General features: G+C 71.6%; 16 protein-coding genes. 7 read left to right on the forward strand and 9 right to left on the reverse strand.

Translation table 11 applies throughout. The annotated features are described in order from the left end of the window. Window positions 1–71: 71 nt before the first annotated feature. The gene (locus HHX40_RS16420) at window positions 72–1,163 is read left to right on the forward strand and encodes a 3-keto-disaccharide hydrolase (protein WP_220499148.1); all 1,092 of its coding nucleotides are present in this window, start codon (window positions 72–74) and stop codon (window positions 1,161–1,163) included. Window positions 1,164–1,222: 59 nt separating this feature from the next. Here HHX40_RS16420 and HHX40_RS16425 read toward each other — a convergent pair whose 3' ends face one another. From HHX40_RS16425 to HHX40_RS16435, 3 genes are all read right to left on the reverse strand, one after another. Beyond that, on the reverse strand, window positions 1,223–1,894 hold the full coding sequence (locus tag HHX40_RS16425; protein WP_182881237.1) for a TetR/AcrR family transcriptional regulator: 672 nt from the start codon (window positions 1,892–1,894) through the stop codon (window positions 1,223–1,225). Between the two features lie 49 nt (window positions 1,895–1,943). Further along, on the reverse strand, window positions 1,944–2,780 hold the full coding sequence (locus HHX40_RS16430; RefSeq protein WP_182881238.1) for a class I SAM-dependent methyltransferase: 837 nt from the start codon (window positions 2,778–2,780) through the stop codon (window positions 1,944–1,946). A 66-nt stretch (window positions 2,781–2,846) separates the two neighbouring features. Next, window positions 2,847–3,302 (reverse strand): MarR family transcriptional regulator, encoded by a 456-nt coding sequence (locus HHX40_RS16435; RefSeq protein ID WP_220499149.1) that lies wholly within the window; start codon window positions 3,300–3,302, stop codon window positions 2,847–2,849. 275 nt (window positions 3,303–3,577) lie between these two features. Between HHX40_RS16435 and HHX40_RS16440 the strand changes: the two genes are divergently transcribed. Continuing rightward, window positions 3,578–4,786, forward strand: a complete 1,209-nt coding sequence (locus tag HHX40_RS16440) for a cytochrome P450 (RefSeq protein WP_182881239.1) — start codon at window positions 3,578–3,580, stop codon at window positions 4,784–4,786. A 112-nt stretch (window positions 4,787–4,898) separates the two neighbouring features. Beyond that, window positions 4,899–5,366, forward strand: a complete 468-nt coding sequence (locus HHX40_RS16445) for a cupin domain-containing protein (RefSeq protein WP_310738135.1) — start codon at window positions 4,899–4,901, stop codon at window positions 5,364–5,366. A gap of 54 nt (window positions 5,367–5,420) precedes the next feature. Here the strand turns inward: HHX40_RS16445 and HHX40_RS16450 are convergent, their stop codons facing one another. After that, the gene (locus tag HHX40_RS16450; RefSeq protein WP_182881241.1) at window positions 5,421–6,032 is read right to left on the reverse strand and encodes a TetR family transcriptional regulator; all 612 of its coding nucleotides are present in this window, start codon (window positions 6,030–6,032) and stop codon (window positions 5,421–5,423) included. 109 nt (window positions 6,033–6,141) lie between these two features. Between HHX40_RS16450 and HHX40_RS16455 the strand changes: the two genes are divergently transcribed. Further along, window positions 6,142–6,927 (forward strand): SDR family oxidoreductase, encoded by a 786-nt coding sequence (locus HHX40_RS16455; protein ID WP_220499150.1) that lies wholly within the window; start codon window positions 6,142–6,144, stop codon window positions 6,925–6,927. A 116-nt stretch (window positions 6,928–7,043) separates the two neighbouring features. Here the strand turns inward: HHX40_RS16455 and HHX40_RS16460 are convergent, their stop codons facing one another. Together HHX40_RS16460 and HHX40_RS36725 are read right to left on the reverse strand one after the other, a co-directional pair. Continuing rightward, complete coding sequence (locus HHX40_RS16460; RefSeq protein WP_182881243.1) at window positions 7,044–9,152, reverse strand: S8 family peptidase; 2,109 nt, start codon at window positions 9,150–9,152, stop codon at window positions 7,044–7,046. Window positions 9,153–9,258: 106 nt separating this feature from the next. Beyond that, the gene (locus HHX40_RS36725; protein WP_259403605.1) at window positions 9,259–9,387 is read right to left on the reverse strand and encodes a hypothetical protein; all 129 of its coding nucleotides are present in this window, start codon (window positions 9,385–9,387) and stop codon (window positions 9,259–9,261) included. Window positions 9,388–9,782: 395 nt separating this feature from the next. On the opposite strand from HHX40_RS36725, the gene HHX40_RS16465 reads away from it, so the two are divergent. The 3 genes from HHX40_RS16465 to HHX40_RS16475 all read left to right on the forward strand — a co-directional run bounded on the left by HHX40_RS16465 (window position 9,783) and on the right by HHX40_RS16475 (window position 13,666). Further along, window positions 9,783–11,123, forward strand: coding sequence for a M1 family metallopeptidase (locus tag HHX40_RS16465; RefSeq protein WP_182881244.1), 1,341 nt, complete (start codon window positions 9,783–9,785; stop codon window positions 11,121–11,123). Between the two features lie 452 nt (window positions 11,124–11,575). Then, on the forward strand, window positions 11,576–12,844 hold the full coding sequence (locus tag HHX40_RS16470) for a hypothetical protein (RefSeq protein WP_182877879.1): 1,269 nt from the start codon (window positions 11,576–11,578) through the stop codon (window positions 12,842–12,844). A gap of 132 nt (window positions 12,845–12,976) precedes the next feature. Beyond that, complete coding sequence (locus HHX40_RS16475; protein WP_182881245.1) at window positions 12,977–13,666, forward strand: hypothetical protein; 690 nt, start codon at window positions 12,977–12,979, stop codon at window positions 13,664–13,666. Window positions 13,667–13,748: 82 nt separating this feature from the next. Here the strand turns inward: HHX40_RS16475 and HHX40_RS16480 are convergent, their stop codons facing one another. From HHX40_RS16480 to HHX40_RS16490, 3 genes are all read right to left on the reverse strand, one after another. Further along, window positions 13,749–14,573 carry an SAM-dependent methyltransferase gene (locus HHX40_RS16480; protein ID WP_182881246.1) on the reverse strand — a complete coding sequence of 275 codons (825 nt, stop codon included), beginning with the start codon at window positions 14,571–14,573 and terminating at the stop codon, window positions 13,749–13,751. A 64-nt stretch (window positions 14,574–14,637) separates the two neighbouring features. Continuing rightward, window positions 14,638–16,233, reverse strand: a complete 1,596-nt coding sequence (locus HHX40_RS16485) for a lectin (protein ID WP_182881247.1) — start codon at window positions 16,231–16,233, stop codon at window positions 14,638–14,640. Window positions 16,234–16,259: 26 nt separating this feature from the next. Next, window positions 16,260–17,092: hypothetical protein (locus HHX40_RS16490; protein ID WP_220499151.1), on the reverse strand; the 833-nt coding region annotated here is incomplete at its 5' end.

Here is a 17,092-nt window from a genome sequence, read left to right on the forward strand (position 1 = left end):
CGCCGACAGGGCCGGGGCGGTCTTACGGCCATGACGCGTTCGGCGCCGCGTCCTTGTGAAAGGGACCACGCGTGCGGCTGCCCTGGCGATCCACCGGGCCGACGGCGACGAGGGCCACGGCCGGCACGGGCGTCTCTCGTGCGGGAAGATCGACGCTCGCCGGAGCCCTGCTCGCCGTCGCGGCCGCCGCGAGCAGCGGGATCACGCCTCCGGTGACCGCCGCCCGGGCGGTGTCGTGCGCGGTGCCCGACGCCCGGCCCACGGTCAGGTTCCTGGACGCCGACACCGGCGTGGCGAACCGGCCCGCCGGGGGCGGCTGCACCGTGAACGACCTCGTCGACGACGAGCGCGCGTGGCCGGACCACGGCGCGTTCGTCTCCCACGTGGGCGAGGTCGCCCGGCGGCTCGGCCGCTCAGGGGTGATCGGCGGGCGGGAGCGCGCGGCGCTCACGCGGGCCGCCGCCCGGTCCGGCATCGGCCGGCCGGACGGGCCCAGGCCGTACCGGTGGATCTTCGACGGCACGCGGGCGTCGTTCGGCGACTGGGGCTATGTCGGCGACCGGGGCTTCGCGCTGCGCGACGACGGGACCGTGGTGACCCTGGGCACGCCCACCGGCGGCGGGCTCGGCCTGCTCTGGTACAGGCCGGAGCGGTTCGGCGACTTCTCGCTGCGCCTCCGGTTCCGGGACGAGCGGGCCGGGGACGCGAACGCGAGGTCGAACGGCGGTGTTTTCGTACGGTTCCCCAGTGTGGACCCCGCCGCCGATCCCGAGTGCGGGACCGGCGACCCCGCCTGGGTCGCGGTCAACTGCGGCCACGAGATCCAGATCAACGACACCCCCGAGGGCGGCGCCGGGGACCCCAGCAAGACCGGGTCCGTCTACGGGTTCGCCGACCTCGGCCCGGCCCGGGCCCGGCCGACCGCCAAGAACGTCTGGAACGACCTGGAGATCCGCGTCGTCGGGCAGCACTACACGGTGATCCGCAACGGCGAGGTCGTGAACGAGTTCGACAACGCCCCCGGCCTCCCGTTCCCCGGACGCCCGGCGGACCCCGGAACGAGCGGCCGCCAGTTCGCCCGGGGCCACATCGGGCTGCAGAACCACGACGGTGAGTCGGTCATCGCGTTCCGCGACATCCGCGTACGCGACCTGGGCCGGTAGGCGGAGCAGGGCGGCTGCCGAGGGGAACGCCGCGTGCCGGACGGCCGGACGGGCGCGGCTCACCGCCTCCCGAGCCCGTGCAGCACGGCCGCGACCAGATCGTCCAAGCCGGCGTCGTCCGGTCCGGCGGTGCCCCGTACTGGGGCGGGCGGTGCTGGAGCGGGCGGCGCGGGGGCGGGCGGATCCGGCGGCGGCACGGAGGCCATGGCGGACATCACCGGCTCGTGGCAGACGCCGACGATCATCCGCGCCGCCGCCTCGACCCGCGCGTCCGGGGCCAGGCGGCCGAGGTCCCGTTCGGCCTTCAGGTAGGCGAGCAGGCGGTCGCGCCAGTCCAGGCCGGGGACGGGCCCGCCGGCGAACCTGGCCAGCACGGCCGGCTGCCCGGCCAGCCCGGCGAGCACCGGCAGGATGCCCGCGTGCAGGGCCATACCGTACGCCACGAAGGCGCGCAGACCGGCCTCGACGGTGCCGGCGCCCGGTTCGGGAAGGTCGCCCAGGCCGCTCTCGACGGCCCGCACGCGGGCGCGCAGCGCGCACGCCAGCAGTTCCTCCTTGTCGGCGAAGTGGTTGTAGAGCACACCGTCGGCGACTCCGGCCTCCCGGGCGATGGCGCGCACGGTCAGCCCCGCCGCCCCGCGCTCGGCCATCAGCCGCTCGGCGGTGGCGATCAGGTGCTCACGCAGGCTCCGCCCGCCGTCTCGCAGCGCGGCCGCTTTCCTCGGTGACATCACCCCGCATGCTAGTGCGGCGACCTCGGCCCCGCCCAGGTCGTACGTCTCACCGGACGGCCGTCACGAGCCACGCGGAGCCGGTGAGGCGCAGCGGCCCGCCGGGCTCCTCGAAGCGCCGCAGCGCCGTCTCCAGCGCGTCGAGCGCGCGGGCCGCCGAGGTGTCGTCCACCGCGCGGAGGTGGTGACGCACGGGCCCCCAGCCGCCGAGGAACTCCGCCGCGTCGGCCGCGTCCCTGCCCCAGATCTGCGGAGCCGTCACGGGCGCGCAGCCGGCGTCCCGGAAACCCGCGGCGGCGAGGACGTCCCGGACCCGGTCCGGGTCGGCCAGCGAGGCGGGGCCGCTGCCCGCCTCCGCCGGCCGGAGCGCCGGAACATGCTCGGCCACAGCGGCGAACACCTCCTCCAGGTCGCCGCTCCCGGCCTGCCGCAGGGACAGGAACGCCAGCCGTCCCCCGGGACGGAGGGCACGGCGGACGTTGGCGAAGGCGGCGACGGGATCGGCGAAGAACATCACCCCGAAGCGGCTCACCGCCACGTCGAACGCCGCGTCCGGGAACGGGTGGACCTGCACGTCGCCGCGCTCGAAGGTCACGTTGCCGACGCCCTCGCGCAGCGCGGCGAGCCGGGCGGTGCGCAACATCGGCTCGGAGAGGTCGACGCCGGTGGCCCCTCCCGAACCCGCCCGGCGCGCGGCGAGCCGGGTCACCTGACCGTTGCCGCAGCCGAGGTCGAGCACGTGGTCGTGCTCGCCGATCGCCGCCGCGCCGAGGAGCGCGTCGTTGAAGCCGCTGTTCACCGCGTCGTAGCGGTCGCGGTGGGAGGCCCAGTGCTCGCCCTCGTAGCCGTTCCACGCCGCCGCCTGCTCGCTGTTGACGATCACCATGCCTCCAGGATTATGAACAGTCGTTCATGAACTTGTGTTCATAATGCTCTTGGCCGTTCTCCTCCGTCAACGGCTTTCCGGGCGAGGGCCCGGTGAGCTCTTCCGCCCGTCGCAGGTCAGGAGGGCACGCCAGCGGTCGGCCGACTCGATCATGTCCAGGCTGACCCGCTCCAGGAACGCCCCTCCCCTGGCCAGCCGCTGCCCCACGGGCCCGTCGAGCCCGACGGTCTCCGCCGCGGCGATCGCGACCCGGGCCGCTTCGAGCGCCTGCCGCGTGCCGGTCACGATCGAGTGGTACCACGCCTCGCAGTCGACCACGTAGGCGTCGCGACGCCGCCGCGGATCGCGCTCACGCCGGGCGTACCCGTGCTGGACCAGGTAGTTCACGGACATGGAGACGGAGGCCGGGCTGACCTTCAGCCTGCGGGTCAGCTCGGCCGCGGTGCGCCTGCCGTCCTCGGACAGCAACAGGTCGAGGTGCACGCGCGCGATCATCCTCGGGAGGCCCGTCCGCACGGCCATCTCGATGATCTCCCTCGGCGTAGGAGAGCCCGTCGGCGAGCCCGGCCGCGATGCGCTGATGCTCCTGCTGGGTCAGTCGTCCTCCTGGCATGCCGCCAGTATTGCCTTCGCCTCCATTCATTGCAACGCGCTGTTGCATTCACCTCCAGTGCCATTGCACCAATTTAACGCCATCTAGCTGGGTAAACATGAACTACGACATTGACATCCACCCTGAACGCAACGTAGCTTTCACTATGTCTCAAACACGTACTATCGCGAGAAGAGGAACGGCGATGGGTGACTCCCTCCACACCGTCACGACGCTGCCGACGGCCCGTCGGCCCGGCTGCCCCTTCGACCCGCCGAAGGAGCTCATCCAGGCCCGCGAGCACGGCCCCATCAGCCGATTCCCCTTCCCCGACGGACACCAGGGCTGGCTGATCACCGGATACGACCTGGTCCGGTCGGTTCTCGCCGACCCGCGGTTCAGCTCGCGCAGGGAGCTCATGCGTCACCACCCGCTGGTCGACTACGGGGACGTCGAGGTGCCGCCGGCGCCGCCCGGCGAGTTCCTGCTGATGGACGAGCCGCAGCACGGGCGCTATCGCAGACCGCTGGTGGGCAGGTTCACCGTCCGGCGGATGCGACAGCTCACCGAGCGCGTCGAGCGGATCACCGCCGACCACCTGGACGCCATGGAGCAGGCCGGGCCGCCGGCCGACCTGGTGACCGCGTTCGCCAGGCCCATCCCCTCCGTCGTGATCTGTGAGCTGCTGGGCGTGCCGTACGAGGACCGGGGCCGCTTCCAGGACCAGATCGACAAGTTCCTCGGCGGAGAGGCCGGCGACGAGGAACTGATCGCGGCCTACACCGCGACCCAGCGCTATCTCGCGGAGCTGGTGGCCGCCAAGCGCGCGAACCCCACCGACGACGTGCTCAGCGACCTCACCGACAGCGACCTCACCGACGAGGAGCTGAGGGGGATGGCCCTGATCCTGCTGTCGGCCGGATTCGACACCACCGCGAACATGCTGGCGCTGGGCACCTTCGCGCTCTTGAGCCACCCGGCGCAGCTGGACGCGTGGCGCGCCGATGCCGCGCTCACCGACTGGGCCGTGGAGGAGCTGCTGCGGTATCTGAGCGTCGCCAAGACGTTCATGAGGACGGCGCTGGAGGACGTCGAGCTGGGCGGCCGGACCATCGAGGCCGGCACGACGGTCATCCTGTCCTACAACACCGCCAACCGCGACCCCGAGCGCTTCGCCGACCCCCACGTGCTCGACCTCCGCAGGGAGAACGGAGGGCACCTGGCCTTCGGCCACGGCATCCACCAGTGCATGGGCCAGCAGCTGGCCCGCGTCGAGATGCGGGTCGCCTTCCCCGCGCTGCTCGACCGCTTCCCCACGCTCCGCCTGGCCGTACCGGCCAAGGAGGTCGGCCTGCGCCCCGAGACCGCCGACATCTTCGGGGTCAAGAGCCTGCCCGTGACCTGGGACGCGTGATCCTCGCGGGGACTCGCCGGCGTCGCCGGACTGTTTACCGTTCACCCGGAAGATTCCGGCACGTCCTACTGGTTTGATGGGTGAATACCCGTCGCCACCGGAGGAGCGCCACGTGAGCAGCAGGATCGTCCTTCCCGAGGACCCGTTCCACCGCAGGCTGCACCACGTGGCGCCGGCCGGTCTGACGTCCGAGACCGCGCAGACGGGCGGGATGACCCGGCGCGCCGCCATCAGCGGCGCCACCGTCGGTTCGAGCCGCCTGTGGATGGGCCAGACGCACGTGGCCCCGGGAACCGTCTCGGCGAACCACCACCACGGCGACTCCGAGACCGCCATCTACGTGGTCAGCGGCACCCCGTCGTTCGTGTTCCTCGACGTCGACGCGGAGGAGCCGCGGGAGGTGCGGATCGACACGAAGCCGGGAGACTACGTCTTCGTGCCTCCGTTCGTGCCCCACCGGGAGGAGAACCCGGACCCCGGCCTGGAGGCCGTCGTCGTCATCGCCCGGAGCACCCAGGAGGCCATCGTGGTCAACCTGCCGGAACTGAGGTGGGCGGGCCCGGTCCGGACCACGGCCTGACCGGTGCCGGCGGTCAGGCCGCGCCCGCTCCCCGGAAACCGGCCGCGGGGAGCGTCATACCGCACCGAACACCTCCGGGGCGGCGGCGAGCGCACGAGCGACTTCGATCACCGTCTCACGGCGCCGGGCCAGAGCCGCCTGGTCGGTCTCCTCGTCCAGGACGAGGCGGCACATCCGGGGCACCGCGAAGTTCCAGGCGATCAGTCCCATGAGAGTGAACAGCAGGTCCTGGGCGGCGCGGACGCGCGCACGCTCGGGAGGATGGGGGGTGACACCCTCGCCCGCGAGATGGCGCACCTTCTCGCGGAAACCGTCACGGCGTTCCCGCTCGCTCTCGGCGACTTCGTCGCACATCTCCAGCGCCTCCCAGAGCAGCAGCCTGATCAGCTCCGGGTGTTCCCGGTACCAGTCGAAGATCTGCCCCACCGACTCGGCCACCGCGTCGGGATCTATGGAGACGGAGACGCGGACCTCCTCCAGCTTCGCCCGCAGGACGGCCGCGAACAGCTTCTCCTTGCCGCCGTAGTACAGGTAGATGGCCTGCTTGTTGGCCTTGGCGGTCGTCGCGATCCGGTCGACCCTGGCCCCCGCGAGTCCGTGCTCGGCGAACTCGGCGGCGGCGGCTTCGAAGATCCGTCGCCTGGTGTGCTCCGCGTCGTAGGCCATGGACGGATTAAACCATCCGGTTGACTCCCCTCCGTACAGACGGCAGGATCGGGGCCAGGAGTAAAACAACCAGATGGTTTATTTCATCGGAGGCTCTCCAGTGACAACCATGGCTCCCATCCCCGTTCGTACGCCGCTGCCGGGCACCCTCTCCGGCAGGACCGCGGTCCTCATCGGCGGCAGCTCGGGCATCGGCCTGGCGGCGGGCGTCCTGCTGCGTTCGGTCGGCGCCCGCGTCGTGCTGGTCGGCCGCGACCCCGGCCGCCTGAAGGCCGCCGTCTCCCGGGTGCGGAGCGCGGGCCCGGCCGAGGATCCCGACGACGCCGTGCTGGCCGTCCCCGGTGACGCCGGGGACGAGCGGACCCTCGCCGAGGCCTTCGACAAGGCGGGGCACGCCGACCACGCGCTCGTCACCGCGGGCGGTCTCAGCGGAGCCGGCCCTTTGACCGGCCTGTCGGCCGACGACATCCGCACGACCCTCGGTTCCCGCCTCTGGCCGGCCTTCGCCGTCGCCCGCGCGGCGGCGGACCGGCTTCCGCCGGGCGGCTCGCTCACCTTCAGCTCCGGGATCCTCGTGGTCCGCCCCGCCCCCGGGCTGACCGCCCCGCTGTCGGTCGCCGGCGCCGTGGAGACCCTCACCAAGGCCCTCGCCGTGGAACTCGCCCCTGTACGGATCCGCGTGAACACCGTCCGCTTCGGCCGCATCGACACGCCGCTCATCCGCTCGCTGCCCGGGCTGGACTCCGACGCCGCGATCGCCGCCGCCGGGTCGACCGCTCCCCTGGGCCGCATCGGCACGGCCGAGGAGGCGGCCGCCGCGGCCCTCTTCCTCATGGCCAACAACTACGTCACCGGCCAGGTCGTCACCGTCGACGGCGGCGAGTCCCTCACCTGACCCGGCCCGGAGGCCCCCGCCGGGACCGGCCCGGGGCGCGACCGCGGCTTCGTACGCCCGGGAACGGAGAACCCCCGGCCGGAAGGCGTCCGGCCGGGGGTCCCGTCAGCAGGTGACTAGAAGCTGGGGTAGATGTCGTAGGTCCCGCCGCCGACACCGTAGTAGTTGGAGCCGGTGGCCCAGACGGTGTCGTTGATCAGCGGCTTGTACAGGAACGCCTGTCCGGTGGCGAGGTTGAACCCGCACTCCCACAGGCCGGCCGCGGTGTTGACGCAGTTCTGCCCGCTGGACCAGCTCAGCGGCGAGTCACCGCGGAGGGTGATGGTGTTGCCCGCGCCGGGGTTGTAGTGGACGCGGACCGTGGTGTTGTAGGTGGAGGTCGCCTGGATGCGGCCGCCCAGCGCGGTGCGCACCGACGCGCCGCCGGAGGACGTGGCGGTCAGGACGCCCCCGAAGAGGCTGATCGCCGAGCTCACCTGGTGCAGGGTGACGGTGACCTGCGCGGTGCCGTTCGCGGGCACCGTCACGGTGCTCGCGCTCAGGGTGAACAGGCCCGACGGGGCTGCCGTCGTCCCGGCCGCGTCGGTCGCGGACACGGCCAGGTTCAGCGTCACCGCGGAGGTCGTGTCGTTGGTGTAGGTCACGGTCTGCGTGGCGGTGGGCTGGGCCGAGGTGACCGACAGCGCGGCGCTCGGCGGGTTGGCGGTGAGCGACTGGCTGACCGCCCGGGCCGCGTTGACCCGGCCGGTGCCGTACGTGTACGGGGTGGAGCCGGCGGCGGCCGCGGCGGTGCCCATCAGGGCGTCCTTCAGCCGCTGCGCGCCCCAGGCGGGGTGACGCTGCTTGACGAGCGCGGCCGTCCCGGCGACGTGCGGCGTCGCCATCGAGCACCCGCTCATCGTGCCGTAGCCGCCGCCGGGCACGGCCGCGGTGATGTTCACGCCGGGGCCGGTCATGTCCGGCTTCAGGCCCTGGTCGCCCACCGGACCGCGGCTGGAGAAGCCCGCCACGGTGTCGGTCAGGTCGACCGCGCCCACGGTCAGCGCCTTGTCGGCGACACCGATGGAGCTGATGGTGGACGTGCCGGAGCCGTAGTTGCCCGAGCAGACCACGAACAGCGCGTTGTACTCGGTGGTCAGGCTGTTGATCGCCGTCGCGATCGGGTGGTCGGGGTAGCCCGGGCCGCTCTGGATGCTCATGCTGACGATCTTGACGCCTTGCTGGCCGACCGCCCAGTTCATCCCGTCGATGATCCAGGAGTCGTAGCCCCAGTTCTCGTCGTTCAGGACCTTGCCGATGACCAGGTCGGCGCCGGGGGCGACCCCCTTGTACTGGCCCCCGGAGGCGGCGCCGGTCCCGGCCACGGTCGAGGCGGTGTGCGTGCCGTGCGACTGGCCGTCCTCGACCCCGTTCGCGTTGCCGGTGAAGTCGGCGGAGGCGACGACCTGGTTGACCAGGTCGGGATGGTCGGTGTCGTACCCGCTGTCCAGCACCGCGACCTTGACGCCGGCCCCGTCGTACCCGCTCGCCCACGCCGTCGGCGCGCCGATGTGCGGGACGCTCTGGTCGAGCCCGGCCGTCACCCTGCCGTCCAGCCACAGCTTGGTGACGCCGCCCTGCAGGCCGGTGGGCTTGGCGGAGCCGCCGGTGAGGCCGCGCCAGGCGTCGGGCGCGGTCTTCTTCCCGATGGCGAGCGCGCTGATGCCCAGCCGGGGGAAGACGCGCCGGCTCTTGGCCGCCCCGCCGAACGCGGCACGGGCCCGGTCGGCGTTCTCGGTGGTCGTGCTCTTGCCGTAGGTGGTCATGACCGGGATGGACTGGCTGCGCTCGTCGTCGTAGCCGTCCGCGATCAGGGTGCCGACCTCGAAGAGCTCGGGGTCGAGGCGGCCGGCCTTGATGAGGGCGGCCGCGTCCGACGGGACCACCGACACCTGGTCACCGCGGTCGGTGACGTCGAACGTGATCCCCGTACGCCCCTCCCCCGGCTCGGCCGACAGGACGCGCAGGTCGTGGCCTTCCACACGCGCCCGCACGGTGTCGCCGGTGACGAGGGTGACGGTGTGGTCCCCGGCCGGGGACGCCGCGGCGGCTCCCGTCGCCGCGGAAGAGCCGGAGGGGACCACACCGGAGAGGGCCGGCGGGACGGTCTGCGCCGCGGCGGACACGGCGGGCAGGCCGAGAAGGGCGGCCGTCGTGAGGGCGACGGCCATGGATGAACTTCGCAAGGGTTGTCTCCCGGTTGCTGCGAGTTGATCAATGCGGCATCAGGCTAGGCTTTTCCGGGGTTATTGGGAATTGTGCGAAATTCGTGTTTTTGAGCGGACTTCGTGATCAAAAAATCGGCGTGTCGCGCGCCGCTGAAATCGGTTTCAGTGGTGGCGGGCCGGGCCGTACGACGAGATCGGCAGCGAGCCGCGCGCCTGTGGTCTCGATCACCCCCGACGACGTTGTCTTCTCCACCGGCCCTGGTGTACGGGCCGCCCGCCCGCCCCGCATCCCTAACCGCCTGGCGCCGGATCCGAGTTTCGAACGGCCGAACATTGCGTGAAAGCCGTGTAACCAGAGTTTTTGTTCGTTGAAATTTTGGCCATTTCGGGGTCCGGTCACCGGCAATGACGGGCTGGGGCGTTCCCGATATGACATCGAGGAGGCGGCGCCGTTTCACGCGGGCGGAAAGGACGACCGAAAATGGCCGTTCGAACCGCCCAGAATGCGACTCGGCGGCGCCGTCGGCGTCGTGCCCGGACGCGGCGGGGGTGGGCGACCGGCGTGGCGGTCCATTGACCGGTTGTTGACAAAAAGTTAGATTACGTCGGCAGATTCGGGGGCCGGGTACCTGAAGGGAGACCGTCCTCATGCTGCGACGAGTCCTGATCTCCGCCGCGGCCGCGGCGTCGCTCCTCGTCCTGGGTGTCCCGCCGGCGGCCCACGCCGCGGACGGCATCCGGACGCCGTCGAAGCCCTCCTACACCGTCACCCTGAGCAGCAACACCTCGGGCACGACCTGGACGGGGCACGAAAGCGTCACCTTCACGAACGCGTCCGCCGACCCCCTGACGGAGGTCTACCTCCGGTTGTGGGACAACGCCCACGGGTCGTGCCCGTCCACCCCGATCACGGTGACCAACGTGACCGGGGGCACGCCGTCCGCCCTCTCGGCCGGCTGCACCGCGATGAAGATCACGCTGCCCGCTGCCCTCGCCCAGAACCAGAGCGCCTCGGTCGGGTTCGATCTCAGCATCGTGGTGCCCAGCGGTGCCGACCGCTTCGGCCGCGACGGGTCGTACAACTTCGTCGGGAACGCGCTGCCGGTCCTGGCGGTCCGGGACGCGAGCGGATGGCACCTCGACCCCTACACGAACAACGGAGAGTCCTTCTACGCGCTCATCAGCGACTACGACGTCACGCTCGACCACCCGACGTCGCTGCTCGTGCCCGCGACCGGCACCTCCGTCGACACGCCGGGCGCCTCCGGCCGCACGGTCACCAGGGCCACGGCGAAGAACGTCCGTGAGTTCGCCTGGGGTGCCGGGCCGTTCACGAAGACCACCAGCACCACGACCACCGGCGTCACGGTGAACGTCTACCGGGTGAGCTCGATCAGTTCGAGCAGCGCGAGCTCGATGATGACCACGGCGAAGAACGCCCTGGTCGCGCATGCCGGGCGGTTCGGCGCGTTTCCGTACGCCGAGGTGGACGTGGTGCTGGACAACAACTTCTGGTTCGGCGGCATGGAGTATCCCGGCTTCGTGCTCGACGTGATCAGCTCCACGGCGCTCGCCCACGAACTGGCCCACCAGTGGTGGTACGGCATCGTCGGCGACGACGAGTACACCAGCCCGTGGCTGGACGAGTCGTTCGCCGACTACGCCACCGACCTCTACAACGGCCTCTCCGGCACCAACTGCTGGAACAGCGTCTCCTGGCAGTCGTCCGCGGAGAAGATCACCAACTCGATGGCCTACTGGGACGCCCACCCGAGCCGGTACTCGACGGTCGTCTACGGCTACGGCAAGTGCGCGCTGCACGACCTGCGGCGCGCGATCGGCACGACGGCCATGGAGAACCTCCTGAGAAACTACGCCGCCGCCCACTGGTACGGGATCTCGACCACGGCGGACTTCAAGGCCGCGGCCCAGGCCGCGACCTCGGCCGACCTGTCGTCGTTCTGGACCACGCACCGCATCGACGGCTGACGGCGAGACGGATCGCGATCCGGCCGGCCGGGCCCGCCCGGCCGGATCGCGATCTCGGCGTGCGCGGCCGTCGCACCGCCGCGGCAGTGGCCGCACCCCCGGCCCGCGCCCTCGGCCGACGCCGTATTCTCGCGCGCCCTTTTCCCCGCGCGGACGGCCCGGATGGTTGTTCAGGGCTCCCTTCATCCCCGCTTTCGGTTCACCAATTCCGCTCCGCCGAAGACATTCCGATACGGGATATTCGGGTAGCGCGGAAGTCCCCGCAGGCAGCGCCATCGCAGCAGCACAGGGCACTGACGGGACGCGCATAATTCTCGACCGCAATCCCCGTATACGGCTGTCTGACTTCGCGTAATACCGCCGGTAGACCTCTGCGTCAAGCCATTGATCGGACCCTCAATTCGTGAAATACCGGATTCGCCCCGATCGAATCGGCAAGGAGGAAATCCTTCGTGAAACTCTCCCCCACCACCAGGACCACAGGACGCTTCGCCCGCCTCGCGACCGCGCTCGGCGCCGGCCTCGTCCTCGTGGCCGTCGCCGGTGCTCACCCGGCCGCCGCACAGGACCCGGGCAAGGACACCACGACACAGGCCATCGAGCCCGCCGGCGCGGTGCCCGGCGGCTTCGCGTCCTGGAAGGACCTCCTCGCGACCCAGGAGCGGCTGGTCCGCGCCGCGGACCGCATCACCGCCGCCGTCGCGCAGGAGCGGAACGGCGGCGGCTACGCCGGCATCGTGGTCGCCCCCGAGAACCACGAGCTGCGCCTGTACTGGAAGGGCCGCACCTCCCAGGCGATCGACGGGCTCGTCGGCCAGCTGCGCGGCGACGTCGCGGTGAGCGTCCTGCCCGCCCGGCACTCCGCGGCGGAACTCACCGCCGCGATGGCCCGGATCACCAAGAGGGCCGGCAGCGCGATCACGTCCATCGCGCCCCGCGTGGACGGCTCCGGCCTCACCGTCACCGGCGTCGACGCCGGCAGGGCCCGCTCGGCGGCGTCGGGCGAGACCGTGCCGATCACCGTGGAGGCGGGCGTCCGCCCGCAGCTGGCCACCCGCTGGAACGACTCCCCGCCCTGGTACGGCGGCGGCGCGTGGCAGTCCCCCGGCGGAGGCTGCAGCACCGGCTTCGCGGTGACCTACGGCGGGTCGAGCAAGATCCTGTCGGCGGGTCACTGCGCCGCGGCGGGCAACACGGCCACCGACCCCACCGGTGAGGTGATCGGCAGTGTCACCCAGGACAACAACGGCCTGGACGTCCTGCTGATCAACACCAGCGCCGCGGGCCGGGTCTTCAACAACCCCGTCGGCAACGTGTCCACCGAGTACAACAACCCGGTCATCGGCACCACCAGCAGCTACGTCGGCATGTGGCTGTGCACCTCCGGCGCCTACTCCGGCACCAACTGCAGCATCCAGGTCCAGCAGACGGGCGTGACCATCAACGTCGGCTACCTGATCACGGGCACCGTCCGCGCCGAGCAGACGGCCCACACCAACGCCGTCGGGCAGGGCGACAGCGGCGGCTCGGTGGAGGTCGTCAACTCCGCCAACACCAGCCAGGTGTACGCGGCGGGCGTCAACACCGCCATCGACACCAGCACCGCCGTCACCTGCACCGGCTACGTGACCAGCGGCCGGACCTGCGCCTGGCGGATGTACTACTCGCCGTGGAGCAACGCGACCTCCGCGTTCCCCGGCATCGCGATCACACTCGGCTGAGCCGGCCGACCGGCCCGGCATCGGGCGGGACCGCGGCGCGACCGCGGTTCCGCCCCCGCCACCACCACGGCCCGTACCCTCAGCGAGGAGGGTGCGGGCCACAGTGGCTCACACTGACAGGAAGGGCGGCCCATGAACCGGCACGAGCAGGACGATCCGGTCACCGGAGGGGCCGTGGCGGGCCTGGGCGCCACCGCGCCCCCGCGACGCCAGGCGAAGATCGCCGGCAGGGCCGGAGCGGCGCTGCTCGGGGCGCTGGCCGCGGGGTGCCTGCTCACCACGGCGGCCTGCGCGTCGCCGGCCTCCGGCGGAGGCGGCCCCGCGGCCCCGGGCGGGGCGGGCGGCGCGTCGGACACGACGGGCCGCGCGGTGGGCGACACGTCGGGCGGCGCACCGGTCGACCAGGTGAAGCTCGCCCGGACCGCGGACCGGATCGACGCCATCCTGCGGCGAGACTTCCCCCGGCACTACGCCGGGGTCGTCCTCGCCCCCTCGGGCCGCCGCCTGATCGTCTACCGGCGCCCGTCGGCCACCCTGGACGCGGCGCTGCGCAGACGGTTTCCGGGGGCGCCGGTTCAGATCCGCGACGCCCCGCACGCGGCCCGCGAACTGGACGCGCTGGCCGCCCGCGTGCGCGGCGACATCGGCTACTGGCGCCGGCGCGGGGTGTCCGTCACCTCCGTGGCCGTCCGTCCCGACGGCACCGCGGTGGAGGTCGGCGTCACCGGCGTGGCCCGGGCCTCCGCCGCGCTGCGGCGGCGGTACGGCTCCGCGCCGCTGAAGGTCGTCGAGGCGGGGCCCACGCTCATCCCGGCACGCTGAGGCCCGTGCGGTCCCGCCTCACGGGACCGCACGGGCCGGGCCGGCCTGCGCCGGTGCGAGGATGCCTGCCGCCAGGGCGCCGTCAGGGCTTCACGGCGACGCCGCCGTAGGCCCAGGCGTGCCCGCCCGGGATGTACTCGTAGCCGTCGTCCGGCCGCCACCGCACCACTTCGACCAGGCCCGGGTCGATCACCCGCCAGCCGTCGAAGAACGGCAGCACCTCGGCGAGCGTCCGGGGCACCATGGGGGCGGTGCTGTTGTCGTACGGCTTGGTGAACTCCTCCCGGTCCACCTTGGGGGCGAAGTCGAGCGTGATGTGCGACAGGAGCAGGTGGCTGCCCGGGGGGACCGCCTCCTTGAACCGCTCGACCAGCGCGTACGGCCCCTCGTCGTCGGGGAGGAAGTGCAGGACCCCGGCCAGGATGACGCCCACCGGCCGGGTGAAGTCGATCACCTCCCGGACCTCCGGGTGGGACAGGATCGTCTCCGGCTCCCGCATGTCGGCCTCGATCACCGTCGTCGCCCCGGCCGAGCTGCCCCGCAGGAGTGCGCGGCCGTGGACCAGGACGATCGGGTCGTTGTCGACGTAGGCCACCTTGGCCCGCGGGTTGGCCTCCTGCGCGATCTCGTGGGTGTTGCCCTGGGTGGGGATGCCGGTCCCGATGTCGAGGAACTGCGTGATCCCCGCCTCCGCCGCGAGGTAGCCCACCGCACGGCGCAGGAAGGCCCGGTGGGCCTGGACGCCCTCCCGCGTGCCCGGCGACGTCTTCAGGAGCTGCTCGGCGGCCTCACGGTCGGCCGCGAAGTTGTCCTTGCCGCCCAGCAGATAGTCGTACACCCGCGCCGGATGGGGGATGCTCGTGTTTATCCGCGAGGCAGCGGACTCGTGGGCCGTCGAGTGGGACATACGTGCTCCTTGCCGTCCCTCGCCGGGGGATGGTCCCCCGGCGAGAAAGGTCACCGTGTAGGGGTCAGACGCGGGTCCATCGCTGGTTCGCGCCGCCGTTGCAGGACCAGATTGTCAGCTTGGTGCCGTTCGCGGTGGCGTTGTTGGGCACGTCGAGGCACTTATTCGCGCCGACGGCGGTGATGGTGCCGTCCGCGTTGAAGCGCCACTGCTGGTTGTTCTGGCCGTTGCAATCCCAGATGATCACATTAGTGCCATCCGCCGTGCCCCGGTTGTTCACATCCAGGCACTTGTTGCCGTACACGCGCAGCTCGCCGGAGCTGGTCTGAGACCACCGCTGGTTCGTCTGGCCGTTGCAGTCCCAGATCTGCGCCTGCGTGCCGTTGGTCTGCGAGGCGACGTCCAGGCACCTGCTGGAACCCACCCCCTTGATCGCACCGTTCGTGCCCGGGGAGCTCGGCGTGGCCGAGGGCGTGACGAGGCCCCCTCCGGTCACGACGTACATGGCCGCCCCGTGCGCGGGCACGGACGCGCTGATCGTGCCCGTCGAGGAGCCGGTGCTGTGCGCCCACAGGTCGCGGACCGAGTAGGAGGACGCGGCGCCGAGACCCAGGGCGGAGGTGGTGGTGGACACCGTCGCCGTCGAGGTGCCCCGGTTGAGCAGCACGACCGCGACGGATCCGTTCGACATCGGCTTGCGCCAGACCTCCAGGTTGCCGTTGTCGCTGATCTTGCTGCCCTGCCGGCCGCCCCAGTCCTGGTTCACGGCGATGACCTCGGTGTTGGTGAGGATCGTCCGGGTGTCGGCGCTCATCGTGCGGAGGTCGTTGCCCGCTATGAGCGGCGCGTTCAGCAGAGCCCAGAGGCTGAAGTGGGCCCGGCCCTCGGTGCCGGTGATCGAGCCGTTGCCGACCTCCAGCATGTCGGGGTCGTTCCAGCCGCCCGGCCCCGAGTACGCCTCAAGTCCGACCTGCTGGTCCAGGATGCCCATGACCGAGTTCCAGTTCGCCTGGATGTCGCCGGTGTTGCGCCAGGAGTTGCCGGTCTGCATGCCCCAGGTCCAGACGCTCTCCTGGCCCCAGTTGCACAGGCTGAACAGGATCGGGCGTCCGGTCGCGGCCAGCGCGTCGCGCATCGCCTGGTACCGCTGCTGCCCGTTCTTGCCCTGGTGGTCGCCGCAGTTGTCGTACTTGAGGTAGTCGACGCCCCAGGACGCCCACAGGGCCGCGTCCCGCCGCTCGTTGCCGAGGCTCGCCGGGTAGCCCGCACAGGTCGTGAGACCCGCCGACGAGTAGATGCCGAGCTTCAGGCCCTTGGAGTGGACGTAGTCGGCCACCGCCTTGATGCCGTTGGGGAACTTCTGCGGGTCCGGCACCAGGTCGCCGCTGGCGTTGCGGCTCTTGGTGGACCAGCAGTCGTCGATGTTCACGTACTGGTAGCCCGCCGCCGCCATGCCGCTCGACACCATGATGTCCGCGGTCTGCCGGATCAGGCTGTCGTTGACGTTGCAGCCGAAGCTGTTCCAGTCGTTCCAGCCCAGCTGGGGCGTACGGGCGAGCCCGTTGTCCAGGGCCGCGGCCGGGGTTGTCGCACTGCCGACCGCGACCAGGGATCCGGCGGCGAGTGCCGCCGCCATCGCCCAGCGGAGAATCCTGCCCATCTGACTGCTCCTCAGCATCGTGTTCGTCAGGGGGTGGTGAGGTCGAACCGGTTGACGGTGACCGAGCCGCCCAGGGACTGGGTGGCGTAGTTGAAGATGCCGAAGCGGTGGCCCATGAAGAATTGCCAGGCGTTGCCCATCGTGAAGGCGGGGCCGAAGGAGGTGAAGTTCACCCCGTCGGTGCTGTAGGAGAACTTGGCCTGGCGGCCGGTGCCGGGCCGGATGTCGGCGTTGACCCGTAGCCAGATCCGCCCGCCGGAGACAGAGGTGGAGGCCACCTCGGTGCCGGTGGAGGTGGTCTGCCAGCTGCTGTTCATGGTCAGGTTGTTGGTCGCGACCAGCCGGGTCTGGCCGTTGTCGCGCCGTACGCCGATCCAGGCCGAGGAGTCGCGCAGTATCGCCAGCCCCGCCCGGTCACCGTCGCGCATCTGGGAGTAGTCCAGCTGGATCGTCGCCGTGGAGGACGGCCCGAGGATGCGGTGGGTGAGGGTGTTGCGGGCCGAGTACAGGTCGTTGGTCACGGTGGCGGTCTGCAGCCGCAGTCCGCTGCCGACGCTGAACTTCGTGGTGTCGGGGTTGTGGTTCCACTCCCACTCCGGCCCCAGCTCCGTGCCCGTGAACGTGTCGGTCCCGGTCGGCGACTTCACCTGACGCGGTGTGACCGGGTTCGGGTAGGAGGCGCCCCAGCCGCCGTTGACGGTCTGCACGGTCGGCCATCCGTCGGAGGTCCACGTGATCGGGGCCAGGACGGGGATCCGGCCGCCGGGGTAGGCGTCCTGGAAGGCCATGTAGTACCAAGCGCCGTTCTGGGTCTGCACCAGGCCGCCCTGGTGCGGCACGCCGCCGCCGGAGACCGGGC

It is taken from the genome of Microbispora sp. H10949, from assembly GCF_014161435.1.
GTDB lineage: Bacteria > Actinomycetota > Actinomycetes > Streptosporangiales > Streptosporangiaceae > Microbispora > Microbispora triticiradicis.